This is a genomic window from Yoonia sp. (assembly GCF_042093035.1).
In the GTDB taxonomy this organism is placed as follows: Bacteria; Pseudomonadota; Alphaproteobacteria; order Rhodobacterales; family Rhodobacteraceae; genus Yoonia.
In genome coordinates, this window is the sequence record NZ_JBELFI010000068.1 from 1 (window position 1) to 14,057 (window position 14,057).

Below are 14,057 nucleotides of genomic sequence, written 5' to 3' on the forward strand. Positions count from 1 at the left end.
TGGCTGACCGGCACGCCGACTTTGCCGACCTCGCCTTTGGCAAGGATGTGGTCGCTGTCATAGCCCGTTTGGGTCGGCAGGTCGAAAGCCACCGACAGACCTGTTTGCCCCTTGGCAAGGTTCCCACGATAGAGCGCATTCGAAGCCTTCGCGGTGGAGTGACCGGCATAAGTCCGAAACAGCCAAGGGCGGTCTTTCTGCGGTTGCGACATGGGTGGCTCTCCTGAATCATTGTGCGTAATTAAATTACACAGGGGACTGTTTATCGGACATTTTATGCCGCTGTCAATTCGCTGCGTTGCGGCATTGCGGGATTTACCTTCGGCGCGTTCCCTGTCACCTTCCTGCCATGACGCAAACCGTATCAATGCCGCTTTGGGCGTTCATCTTGATCGTACTTTTCGCAGGGGTGACATTTGCGTCCCATTTCCTGTTTCCTTCAGTCCGTTGGTTTTTCCGCAAACGGGCCGAGCGCGTCATCGCAAAAGTCAACAAGCGCCTGCAACGCCCGATTGAACCGTTCAAGCTGGCGCGGCGCTATGACATGATCCAGCGGTTGATTTATGATCCCGAGGTGACGAAAGCGATTGTCGAACATGCCCGCAAGGAGGGCATCCCTGAAAACGTCGCCTTTGAGAAAGCGCGCCGCTACGCCCGTGAGATTGTGCCATCGTTCTCCGCCACTGCATATTTCGGGGTTGGCATTCGGCTGGCGCGCTGGCTGTCCAAATCGCTGTACCGGATCAAACTGGGCACATTTGACCGCAAGCGACTGGAAGAGATTGATCCAGACGCCACGGTGATTTTTGTCATCAATCACCGTAGCAATATGGATTATGTCCTCGTGACCTATCTGGCGGCCAATGCCGGGGCGCTGTCCTATGCCGTTGGTGAATGGGCAAGGGTGTGGCCACTTTCTGCCGTGATCCGGGCGATGGGTGCGTATTTTATCCGACGCCGGTCACGCGGCGCCCTTTATCGTAAGGTCCTGGCGCGCTACGTGCAGATGGCGACACGGGGCGGGGTCAGTCAGGCTGTCTTCCCTGAAGGTGGGTTGAGTTTGAACGGTTTGCTCGCACCGCCGCGCATGGGCTTGCTGAACTATATCACCGAAGATTTCGACCCGCAGGTCCGTGAAGTGATCTTTGTGCCGGTCGCATTGAACTACGACCGCGTACTTGAAGACACCATCCTGATAAAGGCTGACCAGTCGGGCAACCGCCGGTTTAAGCCAAAGATGCTGTCTGTTTTAGGGCGTGTCGGGCGGCATATCATGTTGCGGATCACAGGCCGTTTTCGCGGGTTCGGGACCGCCTCTGTGAGCTTCGGAGAGCCGTTGGAACTTTCGAAATACCTTAGCGAAGATGACCGTGATTTGACAGAGGCCATCGCCGCCGAGCTGATGCAGCGGATTGCCAACGTGACGCCGGTGCTTGGGGTGCCGTTGGTCTGCCGCCACCTGCTATCAGCCGCGCCGATCACCGCTGCCGATCTGGAAGCGGCCGTTGAAAAGTCAATCGCGATGCTGACAGAGCGTCAATTACCCTGTCCGCGCAGGAAAGCGGATGAGGTGGTCAAAGATGCGTTAAGCCGCCTCAAAGCGCGTTTGCTCATTGTAGAAGAATCAGACGGGGTCCACATAACAGAGTCGGGCCAGCATGTTCTGACCTTTTATGCGAACTCAATCGCGCATCATTTTGATGCACCTGCAGCAAGCCTGAGCGAAATTTCTGCAGTTGCAGAGTAATTAAATTACAAAAACTATTCAAATTGGGTTGCAAAGTTACTTTTGTATCTAGTATTCATTCCCTAAACGCGCCGATTCTGCGGTGCGGCAAATACGGATACTGAGTGATGGAGACGAACATGGCCCTTGACCAAACTGCACATGGCGCAACCTACAACGCGCCGGAAAAGGACCTTTACGCAGTTGGTGAAATGCCACCGCTGGGGCATGTTCCAGCGGACATGCACGCCTGGGCCATTCGCCGCGAACGTCACGGCGAGCCCAATGAGGCATTCCAGCAGGAAGTCGTCGCTTGTCCGACGCCGGACAGCCATGAAGTGTTGGTTCTCGTGATGGCTGCTGGGGTGAACTACAACGGCGTTTGGGCCGGCCTCGGCCAACCGATCAGCCCCTTTGATGTTCATAAGGCGGAATACCATATTGCGGGCTCTGATGCGGCGGGCATCGTTTGGGCCGTCGGTGACAAGGTCAAGCGCTGGAAAGTCGGCGATGAGGTCGTCATTCACTGCAACCAGGATGATGGCGATGATGAGCACTGCAACGGTGGCGATCCGATGTATTCGGAGAGCCAGCGGATCTGGGGTTATGAAACGCCTGATGGCTCTTTTGCCCAATTCACATGTGTTCAGTCGCAGCAATTGATGGCCCGTCCGCAGCATCTGACATGGGAAGAAAGCGCCTGCTACACGCTGACGCTTGCCACCGCCTACCGAATGCTTTTCGGGCATGAGCCGCATGACCTGAAGCCCGGCCAGAATGTTTTGGTGTGGGGCGCTTCTGGTGGTCTGGGTTCCTATGCGATCCAGTTGATTAATACCGCTGGTGCGAATGCGATCGGTGTCATCAGTGACGAAAGCAAGCGCGACTTCGTGATGTCGCTTGGTGCAAAGGGCGTAATCAACCGCAATGACTTTAGCTGCTGGGGCCAGCTGCCGACGGTCAACACGCCAGAGTACAATACGTGGCTGAAGGAGGCCCGCAAGTTCGGCAAGGCAATCTGGGAGATCACAGGCAAGGGCGTAAACGTCGACATGGTCTTTGAACACCCCGGTGAGGCGACGTTCCCGGTATCATCTCTTGTATGTAAGAAGGGCGGCATGGTTGTGATCTGTGCGGGCACCACCGGCTTTAACTGCACCTTTGACGTCCGCTACATGTGGATGCACCAGAAGCGCTTGCAGGGCAGTCACTTTGCCCACCTTAAGCAGGCCAGTGCCGCGAACAACCTGATGCTGGAGCAGCGTCTGGACCCCTGCATGTCAGAGTGCTTCACCTGGCAGAATTTGCCGGCCGCGCATACCAAAATGCTGCGCAATGAACATAAGCCCGGCAATATGTCTGTCTTGGTGCAGGCCCCACAGATGGGCTTGCGCACCTTCGAGGACACATTGGAAGCATCGGTTGACCGCTAGATAAAGGAAGTTCCCAAGCTGGGCGTGGTCGGAAACGGCTGCGCCCCTTTTTTGTTGTGATTACGTTCTGCATTACAAGATGCGTTTGTTAATGGCTTGTTAATCATTCCACGCGACTGTCCAGCAATGGGCCATGATTGGATCATCGACGTTCTGGCTGACATGCGCCGCTTTGCACGTCAGAACGATATGCCGCTCCTTTGCGCGCAACTGGACGATGCGATGATGGTCGCAACGGCAGAAGTTGCGAATATGCGGACACGACCTTCGATGCGCAGCGGCGACCATGGCGTTGCATCGCGCCCGCGCGGGGTTGAGTAGACCGCACGTTCGGGATTGCTGCCGATAGCGCTGGCAGCACCTGTTGGGGGCCGCTAAGGTCCGGCTATGAACGCACCCACGATTACCTTTTCCGACGATCAGGCCGAAGCTTGGGACAATGTTGCCGACGCGTTGCGTCAGTCCGGCATTGATCTGGACGATGGCCTGCTGCAGCCGCCGCAATCGAACAAGACATCTGTTATGGCGGTAATCGGGAAAGCGGGATCGGGCAAAACGATGCTTCTGGCGAAGCTTTACCACGCACTTGATGAAGCGGGTGTTGACGTGATTTCGGGCGATTGGGAAGGGCGCAAGCGCAAAGACCGGCGCACGCTGGCGATTTTGGCACCTACCAACAAAGCCGCCAGTGTCCTGCGCAATCAGGGTGTTCCTGCGACGACAATCCATCGGATCCTCTATACGCCTGTCTATGACCCCGAATATGAAAAGGTCGCCGAATGGTTGGCCGGGCAGGGCGCCAAGCCCCAGATTGAAGGCTTGACGGAGGTTGCTCTGGACCGCGCCTTTGCATCCTATCAGGTCAACAAATCCATCCCCGCTGCATTGGCTGCTGCGGGCTTGCGCGGCAGCGATTTTATCACCGGATGGAAGCGGCGCGAAGAGCCTTTGGATATCGGTTTTGTTGATGAAAGCTCCATGCTGGACGAAAAGCAATTCGAAGATCTGCAAGAGATCTTTCCAACGCTTCTGCTCTTTGGCGATCCGGCGCAGTTGCCACCTGTACAGTCAAGCGGCGGCATGGTTTTTGAAACGCTGCCCGCGCCGCGCGTGCTGACGCTCAAGCGCATTCACCGGCAAGATGCCGGCAACCCAATCCTTGATCTCGCCCATGCTTTGGCTGACCCGGAGCTGGATTTTGGTGGGTTTGAGCGGATGGTAGAAGAGGCCGCCGCAAGTGATGAAAGGGTCGTCATGGCCCAGCGGGTAGAGGCGGATTTGATGGCGCGCTCACCTTGTCTGGTTTGGCGCAATGCCACACGCATCCGACTGATCCACGCGTTTCGCGCCGCCTTTGACGCGCCTGTTGATGAGTTGCTGGCAGGTGAGCCGTTGATTTGCGACGGTATTGAGTTGCCTCTGAAACATCGCAAGAAACGGCTCGATCTTGAGGCGCGCGGGCTTATCAAGGGCGCGCAGGTGATCTACCTTGGGCCCGGCCGCAAACCGGGATTTTCGCGGTTGCATGTCATGGGTGCAGAAGACCCGCAGGTCAGTGCTGCCAGTATCGTGAAGATTGAACAGGAAGGTGATGACGAACCGTTCATTCCTTTCGCTGCCCGTATGGGGGCGACTTTCCTTCATGGGGCCGCGGTGACAATTCACAAGGCCCAGGGCTCGCAATGGGACACCGTGCAGGTCTTTGCACCGGATATTTACGCGGCATCCCGCATGGGCCGGATAGAAGCGGGGCAACCGCTTTGGAAACGCTTGGCCTATGTCGCCATCACACGGGCCGAGACGCAATTGCGGTGGGTTGTGCGCAACCGGCTGGCGCGCCCAAAGGGGCTGTTGCGTGCAGATGATCTGGAGGTCCCTGCGGCCCCCCTGAAACTGAAGAGTGAAAAGCTATGAAATCAATCATGATAACAGGTGCGAGCAGCGGCATTGGCCGCGAGACAGCGCTCTATTTTCTGGAAAATGGATGGCGGGTTGGACTGATTGCGCGACGCGCGGATGCGCTGGCGGAAATTTCACATGAAAACGCTGTCGCATTCGCCTGTGATGTCACCGATGAAGCCGCTCTTGAGGCCGCATTTGCTGAATTTGGCCGACTTGACGTACTTTTCAACAACGCGGGCATATTTGGCCCCCAGACAACCATTGATGAGATTGCGTTAGATGAGTGGAAGCAAGTCGTGGATGTGAATCTGACGGGCATGTTCCTTTGCGCTCGCGCTGCTTTTCGCCAGATGCGCCATCAGACGCCGCAGGGCGGTCGCATTATCAACAACGGATCAATTTCTGCATATACCCCGCGTGAGGGATCAATATGCTACACAACCACAAAACACGGGGTGAGCGGCTTGACCAAGACCTTGTCGCTGGATGGCCGCGCCTTTGACATCGCTTGTGGCCAAATTGACATTGGCAATGCGCGGACCGATCTGGTCGTCAGTCTGGAAAAGACCCGCACGGCACAAGGGCTACACCCGTTACCGAGCATGGCTGTCTCAGATGTGGCCCGATCAGTCTTTCATATGGCGACTTTGCCGCCAGACGCCAATGTGCAGTCGATGATGGTGATGGCGACCAAGATGCCGCATATCGGGCGCGGTTAGCGGCGAAAGACCGAAAAGACTGCGGACGCGCCCCAGCCAGCAGCAATCGCGATGGCCAGCGACATCAGACCGTAAAGAAACGCGTTTTCGTGCGCCAGATTATAGAGCCACCGCTCCAGCCCGACTTTTTTCACTGGTATGACCGTGCTGTAGAGATCAACGATCTGCTTGCCACGCGTCAGATAAATCTCGGCCACGTAGTCACCTTCAGTCAGGTTTGCAGGCATTGGTATCAATGTGCGAAAGAGTGTCTCCTCGTCCACCTGAACCCCGGTCGGCAACGTCTGATAGAGCCCTTGGTCTTCACGAATGCGGATCAATGCTTGTGTGAACCTATCGGCATTTTCGATTGTGGCGCCAACGGACCGGATCGCCCGCTCAGTGCTGATGCGCGTGTTGAGGTCCTCTGTAAAGGTTAGGATTTCTTCCAAAGGCAGGTTCGTTGCGACTGCGTAGAACGTTGGCGCGACGTCGACATTGACGGCCTCTGTGTTCACCCAAATTCCAAGGCGGCGGTCCTTTTTGCGCACCGTGACTGCTTTGTCCGGACCGGCGACGGTGACAATGACGCCAAGTTCGCCCTCGATGGCGGGGGGGCCGTCCCGCTTGATTGCACCAAAAATGAGGATTTCCGAGCCTTCGAATGTCGCCGTGATCGACACCTGATCCTGGCTCAGGCCGAGGACGATTTCCTCTGCCTTTGCCGGAATTGCCAGCACGACAAACAGGGCAATGAGCCGCAACATCAATGCCCACTTCCCGGACCAAGAGAGTAAAGCTCGCTCGGCATCACCAAGAGATCAAAGGCCAGCTTGGCGCAAACCGCGAGGACCATGATCGCCAGCCAGATACGCAGCTGTTCGGCTTTCATTCGGGTGCCGATCCTTGTTCCGATCTGTGCGCCTATCACACCGCCGATGAGTAGAAGTACCGCCAGAACGACATCAACGGTAAAGTTTGTTGTCGCGTGCAGCATTGTTGTGAATGCGGTAACGAAGATAATCTGGAAAAGGGATGTTCCAACGACAACTTTCGTGGGCATCCCAAGCAGGTAAATCATCGCGGGCACCATGATAAAGCCGCCACCGACACCCATAATCGCCGCAAGAATACCCACTGCCACACCAACCAAGACAGGCGGTATCACCGAGATATAGAGCCCCGACACCCGGAACTTCATCTTGAAGGGCAGATTGTGGACCCAATTATGCTTGCGCCGCGTTGGCACAGCAACACCGCCCGCTTTGCTTGTCCGCCGGATCGCCTTGAGGCTTTCGAAAAACATCAATGTGCCGATCAAGCCCAAAAAGACGACGTAACTCAGTTGGACCAGCAGCTCCACCTGACCCAATGATTTAAGATAGTTAAAGATAACGATGCCGATGCCGGAGCCAATGAGACCGCCGATCAACAGCACAGTCCCCATTCGGAGATCCACCGTCTTTCGCTTCAAGTGCGCGAGCACGCCGGAAAAGGAAGAAGCAACGATCTGATTTGCCTCGGTCGCGACTGCAACGGCTGGCGGGATGCCGATAAAAAACAGCAATGGCGTCATCAAAAAGCCGCCGCCCACGCCAAACATGCCCGATAAGACGCCCACAATACCGCCCAGTCCGAGTAACAGGAAGGCGTTCACCGAAACCTCGGCGATTGGAAGATAAATCTGCATGAACTGGTCCAGGGCGCTTGTGCCGGTGGCTGCACCAAAAACCTTTCAGGTGAGTCTGTCAAATGCTGCGACACATTTCATAGTGCAAATGCAGCATTTCTTTCATTTGGACTTATTAGTACGCGGTTTTTGGACTTATTTCTGCGCCCGCAAATACCCACGCAACACTTTTTCCAGCTTTGCAGCACCAATAGGGGCCATGGCTTTGGTGTGTTCATGGCTGATTGCTTCGTCGCTCATGCCGGCGGCCATGTTCGTGATCGTCGAGATTGCGGCAGCCTTCAGCCCCAGAAAGCGGGAAAGGATGATTTCTGGCACCGTCGACATCCCGACAGCATCCGCGCCAAGCATTGCGATCGCGCGGATTTCCGCGGGGGTTTCGAACGATGGGCCAGAGTACCAGGCATAGACCCCGTCATCCATCGCGACGTCTGCTGCCTGCGCGCTGGCACGCAGAGCTTCGCGGATTTGCGGATCATATGCGTCTTTCATTGGCACAAACCGCGCATCGGTCGGTTCGCCTATCAATGGGTTGAGACCAGAGAAATTGATGTGGTCCGACAGGCACATAATCGACCCGGTCGGCATGTCGCGACGCAATGAGCCTGCGGCGTTCGTCGCTATGACCCGGTCCGCACCCAATGCCTTGAGCACTTCCAATGGCAAACGCATCGCATCACCGCGACCGCTTTCGTAGTAATGTGCGCGCCCTCCAAAAACGGCCACTCGCACTCCCTCCAGATCGCCGATTACGAGGTTGGCGTTATGGCCGGACACACCCGCATGTGGAAATCCGGGCAGCGCCCTATAGGGGATTTTCACACCGTCAACTTCGTCAGCAATATGCCCGAGGCCTGACCCAAGGATCAGACCAAGCGCGACCGGTGCATACCCTGCTTTCTGTCGGATTTGGTCAGCGAGAATTTCAGCGTTCTTTGACATATGGCTCGCCGCCCGCGCGTGGTGGGATCGCTTTGCCGACAAACCCCGCCAGAATGACGACGGTCAGGATGTAAGGGAGCACATCGAGGAACTGACCGTTCACCTGGAAGCCGACAACGCCTTCTATGACGTCTGAACGCAAGGACATCGCCTGCAGGAAGCCGAACAGCAGGCTCGCGTAGAGCGCGTACCAAGGCCGCCATTTTGCAAAGATAAGTGCGGCAAGCGCGATAAAGCCGCGACCGGCGCTCATGTCTTTGACAAATCCTGCCTGAAGGGCCGTGGCAAGGTATGCGCCCGCAATCCCGCAAAGAATGCCGCAAATGGCTACGGCGGCATAGCGCAACCAAATCACTGAAACGCCGGCGGTATCAACGGCGGCGGGATTTTCCCCCACAGCGCGCAAGCGCAGCCCAAAGCGTGTCCGAAACAGGATCCACCACGTGAGCGGCACCGTGAACAGCGCCACATAGACCAGGATCGTATGGCCGGAGATCAATTCATAATAAATTGGCCCCAGTACAGGGACATCCTGCAAGGCTTCTGCAAACGGGAGCTCGATCGGGCTGAAGCGCGCATCACCGGTCAACTGCGGCGTCCGCCCACCTTGGGAAAACCAGCTTTGGGCAATCACGACGGTCAGGCCCGCAGCAAGGAAGTTGATCGCGACGCCTGAAATCAATTGGTTGCCGCGAAACGTGATCGAGGCCAGACCATGCACGGCGGAGAGGGTCATTGACGCGCCAATGCCTGCCAGAAGCCCCAACCAGACATTGCCCGACACAGCAGCAATGGCGGCCGAAAGAAAGGCCGCTGCCAGCATTTTCCCCTCCAGCCCGATATCAAAGATACCGGCCCGCTCAGAAAAAAGTCCTGCCAGGCAGGCCAAAAGGAGCGGGGTCGCCAGACGCAGGGTTGCGTCCAGCATTTGCAGGAGGGTTGCGAAGTCCATCTAGGCGGCTTTCTCCATCAGAAAGGGAAAGAGGACGAAGAAGCGGTCGGCAACTTCAGGGTTTTTGCGCAAAGCGGCCTCTGCCTCTGCCTGGGTGATGTCGACCGCCTGGGTCTTGTCACGCCGCAGGAAGAATTGCAGGCCCAGCATCGCATCAAAACGGTCATCAGTGATGAACGGATCATGCGGCATCCGCCGCAATCCAGCGTCATGTGGTTGCAATACGCTGCTCGGTTTTTTCATCGACAAAAGCGCCACCAGATGGGGCGGAATATCGCCGCTGGGTGTGTGGTCGATCACGTGGTGAACCCATTGGTGGAGTTCTTCCATCGAAATCATGCCAAGTGCGAGACAACTCAGCACAAAGCCCAGGTCTGCGCCGGTATCATCATCGACACCGATTTTGAATGGTCCTGTCGTCATGTTCTTGCTCTCCTCATTGTCAGGAATAGCCGCTCAAGCGGCATGCGCACCATGTTGTCCAGTGCGCCCGTGAAGAGGATTACCAATGCCTGTATTACGATAATCAGCTCACGGGGGATCGACGTCCATAGGGCGAGTTCTGCGCCGCCTTGATATAGAAAGCCGAATAAAAGGGCCGCCAGCAACACCCCGAAAGGATGGCTGCGCCCCATCAGTGCGACGGCGATGCCGATAAAGCCCGCCCCCTCCACTGCGTTCAGGACCAGCCGTTCGGCCTCGCCCTGCACGTTGTTGATCGCCATCATCCCGGCAAGTGCGCCGGAGATCAGCATGGAGACCATAATAATCTTGGTCGGGCTGATGCCCGCATATTTGGCTGCGGATTCCGAGTGTCCGAAAGACCGGATTTCGTACCCGAGCCGTGTGTGCCAGATCAGAACCCAAAGAAACACACATGCCGCAATTGCCACAAAGAAAGTGATGTTCGCGGGCGCGCCGCGAAAGAATGTGGATGTGCCGAAGTTGAACATGTCCTGAAACGATGGCAGATGCGTGGCCTCAGGGAATTTGGCCGTTGCGGGCTCCATTCCGGGGGCTTTGAGCGCGCCAATTAGAAAATAGTTCAGCACCGCCGCCGCGATGAAGTTGAACATAATCGTCGTAATCACGATGTGGCTGCCACGTTTGGCCTGCAGGAAAGCCGGGATAGCAGCCCATGCCGCCCCAAAGATGGCCGCGCCAATGGATGCACCAAGAAGCGCCAGCGACCAATGTGGCCAAGGGATATATAGCAAGATGATCGCAACGCCCAGACCACCAATCAGGGCTTGGCCTTCGCCGCCGATATTAAACAGACGCGCATGGAAGGCGATGGAAACTGCAAGGCCCGTAAAGATAAAATTTGTAGCGTAATAAAGTGTATATCCCCACCCGTAAGTAGACCCCAATGCGCCTTCGACCATAAGCTGCAATGCGTCGACCGGGCTTTCGCCAATGGCCAGAATGACCAAGGCGGACAATATTGCCGCCAGCAAGATCGAGATCAGCGGGATCAGGATCACATCGGCCCACTTTGGCATGACGTCCATTACGCCGCCTCCCCGCTCATGCCTGCCATCAACAGACCGAGTTCTTTTTCATCCGTGTTTTCAGGCATCCGCTCGCCCATCATTTTTCCGTCAAACATAACGGCAATCCGGTCAGACAGCGACAAAATCTCTTCCAACTCGACGGAAACAAGCAAAATTGCTTTGCCCTGATCCCTAAGTGCAACAATTTGTTGGTGGATAAATTCGATGGCACCGATGTCGACGCCCCGTGTCGGCTGGCCGATAAGAAGCAGGTCCGGGTTGCGTTCGATCTCACGTGCCAGCACAATCTTTTGTTGATTGCCGCCTGAAAAGTTCTTTGCCGCAAGCGCAGGATTAGGCGGGCGCACGTCAAAACGTTCCATCTTTCCGGCGGTGTCCTGACGGATCGCATTATTGTCCATCAGAAATCTCGATTTTTGATAGCGATCATCCTGATGATAGCCGAATGCAGTGTTTTCCCATGCCTGAAAATCCATGATGAGGCCTTCGCGCTGGCGGTCTTCGGGGACGTGACTGATCCCGCGCGCGCGCCTGCTTTGCCCGTCGGAGTTCGCCCCGGTCAGGTCGATCTCTTCGCCGTTGACCATGATCGTTCCGGTGGCCTTCTCATAGCCGCCAAGCACTTCGAGCAATTCCGATTGTCCATTGCCCGCGACACCGGCAATCCCAAGAATTTCGCCTGCATGGACGTCAAAGCTGACCCCTTTGAGACGGTGCACCCCCTTGCTGTCTGTGACGTTAAGGTCTTTGACCTCAAGGATTTTTCGCCCGATTTGTGCCGGCGCTTTGTCAACCCGCAAAAGTACCTTGCGACCAACCATCAACTCAGCCAGCTCCGGCGGGCTGGTTTCGGAGGTCTTGACCGTTGCGGTCATTTCTCCGCGCCGCATCACGCTGACGGTGTCGGTGATGTCCATGATTTCGCGCAGTTTATGGGTAATCAGGATGATCGTCTTGCCTTCGCGCTTTAGGTTCTCAAGGATGCGGAACAGGTGGTCGGCCTCCGCCGGGGTCAACACCCCGGTGGGTTCGTCCAAAATCAGAATATCGGCCTTGCGATATAGCGCCTTGAGGATTTCTACGCGCTGCTGCATCCCCACGCCGACTTCTTCGATCAGTGCATCGGGATCGACGTTGAGCTCGTATTCATCGGCGAGGTTCTTCAATTCGCGGCGCGCGCGTGCAAGCGACGGGCGCAACAGACCGCTGTCCTCAGCGCCCAGTACGACATTTTCAAGCACAGTGAAGTTTTCGACCAGCTTGAAGTGCTGGAATACCATCCCGATACCTGCTGAAATTGCGGCCTGGCTATCCGGAATTGCGGTTTTTGTGCCGCTGATGAAAATCTCGCCGGCGTCGGCTTTGTAGAACCCATAAAGGATCGACATCAGCGTTGATTTGCCGGCACCGTTTTCGCCGATGATCCCGTGGATCGTGCCCGGCATCACGCGGATGGCGATATCTTTGTTGGCTTGAACAGGGCCGAACGCTTTGGAAATGCCTTTCAGCTCGATGGCGGGGGCTTGGTCGGTCATGGGGCACCTGTTCTTGATATGCAAAAGGCCGCGCGGATTTCTCTGCGCGGCCTTGATTTATTGGCCTTCAGCGTGGCTTAGAAGTCGAGCGCTGGGCAGCTTTCGTCCGTGGTGTAGTCGTGGACCATCAGATCGCCGGACGCCATTTCAGCGGCCGCACCATATGCCGCCTCCAGCATCGCGTAGGACACGACTGGCTCATTGTTGGCATCCATTGCGAAGCCGACGCCGCGGTTTGCTACGGACATCACGTTGAAGCCTGTTTCAAGATCTTCGCCCATCGTCATTGCTTCATAGACCGCGTTGTCAACGCGCTTGAGCATGGAGGTCAGAACCTGACCGGGGTGCAGGTAGTTCTGGTTTGCGTCAACACCGATTGAGAAGATATCTTCGTCAGCGGCTGTCTGCAGGACGCCAACGCCTGTGCCGCCCGCAGCCGCAAAGACAACATCGGAACCCTGGCTGATCTGTGCCAGTGTCAGCTCAGACCCCTTCACCGGATCGTTCCATGCGGCAGGGGTTGTCCCAGTCATATTGGCAATCACGTTGATGTCTGAATTCACGGATTTCGCACCCTGTGCATAGCCGCAAGCGAATTTGCGGATCAGCGGGATGTCCATGCCGCCAACGAAGGACACCGTGCCCGTCTCGGAGGCCATCGCAGCCATCATGCCCACCAGATAGGACCCTTCATGCTCATTAAAGATAACAGAGCGGACATTTGGTGCGTCAACCACCATGTCGATGATTGTGAACTTGGTGTCGGGGTAGTCGGCAGCAACTTCTGCCAGTGGCGTGGCCCATGAAAAACCTGCCATGACGATGGGGTTTGCGCCGGATTCAGCGAAGCGACGGATCGCCTGTTCACGCTGCGCGTCAGATTGGATTTCAACTTCCGCATAGGAGCCGCCAGTTTCGGCTGCCCAACGCTCTGCGCCGTTATATGCGCTTTCGTTGAAGGATTTGTCGAACTTGCCGCCAAGATCGAACAAGATGGCCGGATCAGCTGCAGCGGTACCGGCGGTAAGTGCCAGCGCAGCGGATGCGCCAAGGAATTTTTGCATAAGTGTCATAGATATATCTCCCAGGTCGTTACGTGAGGTTTTTTCGGGCTCAAGGCCCCCTCATTGAAAGTCCAGACATACGTGAGTCCGGTCATGGAAAGATAAGGCCCCGCTTAACAGCGAAGATCAACCGCTTTCTGGTCATAAACGTGACCAAACCAGCTGATTTCGCCGCATAAACCTGCCATGACGCAAGGTTAGGCAGAAATCAGATCGCGCCGCATGACGAGCGCTGCAACTGCTGGGGCATCATGGCGCTTGTAGTAACCAGCGCGCCGACCGATCAGTTCATATCCCAGCGACGTATAGAGCGCGATTGCGGCTGTGTTGTCTTCCGCGACTTCAAGAAGAATGCTCTTTGCACCGTGCATTGACGCTTTCCTATGCCCCTGCTGCAGGATGGCCCGTGCATATCCTTTGCGTTGGTGCGCCGGGTCAGTCGCCAGCGTGAGTAACTCTGCCTCGTCGGCAATGACGCGGATCAGCGCAAAAGATCCTTCGCGTGCCTCTAGAAACGTCCCTGACTGCGATAGCAAGGCCGCAAACTCTGCGGTTTTCCATGCGCGCATCGTGGTGAAAGCATTCGCATGTAAGGAGGCAA

At 56.3% G+C, this 14,057-nt stretch carries 15 protein-coding genes; 5 read left to right on the top strand and 10 right to left on the bottom strand.

Features of this window, described 5'->3' with window-relative positions; all coding sequences use genetic code 11:
* The coding region (locus tag ACFDSS_RS09580) for a methylmalonyl-CoA mutase family protein (RefSeq protein WP_375255531.1) at nucleotides 1–212 on the bottom strand (212 nt) is incomplete at its 3' end.
* Nucleotides 213–349: 137 nt separating this feature from the next.
* Here ACFDSS_RS09580 and ACFDSS_RS09585 point away from each other — a divergent pair.
* The 5 genes from ACFDSS_RS09585 to ACFDSS_RS09605 all read left to right on the top strand — a co-directional run bounded on the left by ACFDSS_RS09585 (nucleotide 350) and on the right by ACFDSS_RS09605 (nucleotide 5,780).
* Complete coding sequence (locus ACFDSS_RS09585; RefSeq protein WP_375255532.1) at nucleotides 350–1,747, top strand: 1-acyl-sn-glycerol-3-phosphate acyltransferase; 1,398 nt, start codon at nucleotides 350–352, stop codon at nucleotides 1,745–1,747.
* A gap of 119 nt (nucleotides 1,748–1,866) precedes the next feature.
* Nucleotides 1,867–3,159, top strand: a complete 1,293-nt coding sequence (gene ccrA, locus ACFDSS_RS09590; protein WP_375255533.1) for a crotonyl-CoA carboxylase/reductase — start codon at nucleotides 1,867–1,869, stop codon at nucleotides 3,157–3,159.
* A 126-nt stretch (nucleotides 3,160–3,285) separates the two neighbouring features.
* Complete coding sequence (locus ACFDSS_RS09595; protein WP_375255534.1) at nucleotides 3,286–3,480, top strand: hypothetical protein; 195 nt, start codon at nucleotides 3,286–3,288, stop codon at nucleotides 3,478–3,480.
* A gap of 66 nt (nucleotides 3,481–3,546) precedes the next feature.
* Nucleotides 3,547–5,073 carry an ATP-dependent RecD-like DNA helicase gene (locus tag ACFDSS_RS09600; RefSeq protein ID WP_375255535.1) on the top strand — a complete coding sequence of 509 codons (1,527 nt, stop codon included), beginning with the start codon at nucleotides 3,547–3,549 and terminating at the stop codon, nucleotides 5,071–5,073.
* The gene (locus ACFDSS_RS09605; protein WP_375255536.1) at nucleotides 5,070–5,780 is read left to right on the top strand and encodes an SDR family oxidoreductase; all 711 of its coding nucleotides are present in this window, start codon (nucleotides 5,070–5,072) and stop codon (nucleotides 5,778–5,780) included. The genes ACFDSS_RS09600 and ACFDSS_RS09605 overlap by 4 nt, the downstream gene beginning before the upstream one ends.
* Here ACFDSS_RS09605 and ACFDSS_RS09610 read toward each other — a convergent pair.
* The 9 genes from ACFDSS_RS09610 to ACFDSS_RS09650 all read right to left on the bottom strand — a co-directional run.
* A complete protein-coding gene (locus ACFDSS_RS09610; RefSeq protein WP_375255537.1) occupies nucleotides 5,777–6,526 on the bottom strand; it encodes a TIGR02186 family protein in 750 nt (249 codons plus the stop codon). The genes ACFDSS_RS09605 and ACFDSS_RS09610 overlap by 4 nt on opposite strands.
* On the bottom strand, nucleotides 6,526–7,449 hold the full coding sequence (locus ACFDSS_RS09615) for a sulfite exporter TauE/SafE family protein (RefSeq protein WP_375255538.1): 924 nt from the start codon (nucleotides 7,447–7,449) through the stop codon (nucleotides 6,526–6,528). Before ACFDSS_RS09615 ends, ACFDSS_RS09610 begins: the two co-directional genes overlap by 1 nt.
* A gap of 135 nt (nucleotides 7,450–7,584) precedes the next feature.
* Nucleotides 7,585–8,391 (bottom strand): purine-nucleoside phosphorylase, encoded by an 807-nt coding sequence (locus tag ACFDSS_RS09620; protein WP_375255539.1) that lies wholly within the window; start codon nucleotides 8,389–8,391, stop codon nucleotides 7,585–7,587.
* Nucleotides 8,375–9,343 (bottom strand): ABC transporter permease, encoded by a 969-nt coding sequence (locus ACFDSS_RS09625; RefSeq protein ID WP_375255540.1) that lies wholly within the window; start codon nucleotides 9,341–9,343, stop codon nucleotides 8,375–8,377. Before ACFDSS_RS09625 ends, ACFDSS_RS09620 begins: the two co-directional genes overlap by 17 nt.
* Nucleotides 9,344–9,766 (bottom strand): hypothetical protein, encoded by a 423-nt coding sequence (locus ACFDSS_RS09630; RefSeq protein WP_375255541.1) that lies wholly within the window; start codon nucleotides 9,764–9,766, stop codon nucleotides 9,344–9,346.
* Nucleotides 9,763–10,854 carry an ABC transporter permease gene (locus tag ACFDSS_RS09635; protein WP_375255542.1) on the bottom strand — a complete coding sequence of 364 codons (1,092 nt, stop codon included), beginning with the start codon at nucleotides 10,852–10,854 and terminating at the stop codon, nucleotides 9,763–9,765. Before ACFDSS_RS09635 ends, ACFDSS_RS09630 begins: the two co-directional genes overlap by 4 nt.
* Entirely contained in the window at nucleotides 10,854–12,392 is a 1,539-nt protein-coding gene (locus ACFDSS_RS09640; RefSeq protein ID WP_375255543.1) for an ABC transporter ATP-binding protein, read from the bottom strand. The genes ACFDSS_RS09635 and ACFDSS_RS09640 overlap by 1 nt, the downstream gene beginning before the upstream one ends.
* A gap of 77 nt (nucleotides 12,393–12,469) precedes the next feature.
* Nucleotides 12,470–13,465: a BMP family protein gene (locus tag ACFDSS_RS09645; RefSeq protein WP_375255544.1), complete on the bottom strand. Its 996-nt coding sequence runs from the start codon at nucleotides 13,463–13,465 to the stop codon at nucleotides 12,470–12,472.
* Nucleotides 13,466–13,653: 188 nt separating this feature from the next.
* On the bottom strand, nucleotides 13,654–14,057 hold a 404-nt coding region (locus ACFDSS_RS09650), incomplete at its 5' end, for a GNAT family N-acetyltransferase (RefSeq protein WP_375255545.1).

Coding starts and splice junctions, on each gene's coding strand:
- ACFDSS_RS09610 (WP_375255537.1), bottom strand. CDS start 6,526: ATGTTGCGGCTCATTGCCCTGTTTGTCGTGCTGGCAATTCCGGCAAAG.
- ACFDSS_RS09625 (WP_375255540.1), bottom strand. CDS start 9,343: ATGGACTTCGCAACCCTCCTGCAAATGCTGGACGCAACCCTGCGTCTG.
- ACFDSS_RS09645 (WP_375255544.1), bottom strand. CDS start 13,465: ATGACACTTATGCAAAAATTCCTTGGCGCATCCGCTGCGCTGGCACTT.
- ACFDSS_RS09595 (WP_375255534.1), top strand. CDS start 3,286: ATGGGCCATGATTGGATCATCGACGTTCTGGCTGACATGCGCCGCTTT.
- ACFDSS_RS09640 (WP_375255543.1), bottom strand. CDS start 12,392: ATGACCGACCAAGCCCCCGCCATCGAGCTGAAAGGCATTTCCAAAGCG.
- ACFDSS_RS09615 (WP_375255538.1), bottom strand. CDS start 7,449: ATGCAGATTTATCTTCCAATCGCCGAGGTTTCGGTGAACGCCTTCCTG.
- ACFDSS_RS09635 (WP_375255542.1), bottom strand. CDS start 10,854: ATGGACGTCATGCCAAAGTGGGCCGATGTGATCCTGATCCCGCTGATC.
- ccrA (WP_375255533.1), top strand. CDS start 1,867: ATGGCCCTTGACCAAACTGCACATGGCGCAACCTACAACGCGCCGGAA.
- ACFDSS_RS09585 (WP_375255532.1), top strand. CDS start 350: ATGACGCAAACCGTATCAATGCCGCTTTGGGCGTTCATCTTGATCGTA.
- ACFDSS_RS09630 (WP_375255541.1), bottom strand. CDS start 9,766: ATGACGACAGGACCATTCAAAATCGGTGTCGATGATGATACCGGCGCA.
- ACFDSS_RS09605 (WP_375255536.1), top strand. CDS start 5,070: ATGAAATCAATCATGATAACAGGTGCGAGCAGCGGCATTGGCCGCGAG.
- ACFDSS_RS09620 (WP_375255539.1), bottom strand. CDS start 8,391: ATGTCAAAGAACGCTGAAATTCTCGCTGACCAAATCCGACAGAAAGCA.
- ACFDSS_RS09600 (WP_375255535.1), top strand. CDS start 3,547: ATGAACGCACCCACGATTACCTTTTCCGACGATCAGGCCGAAGCTTGG.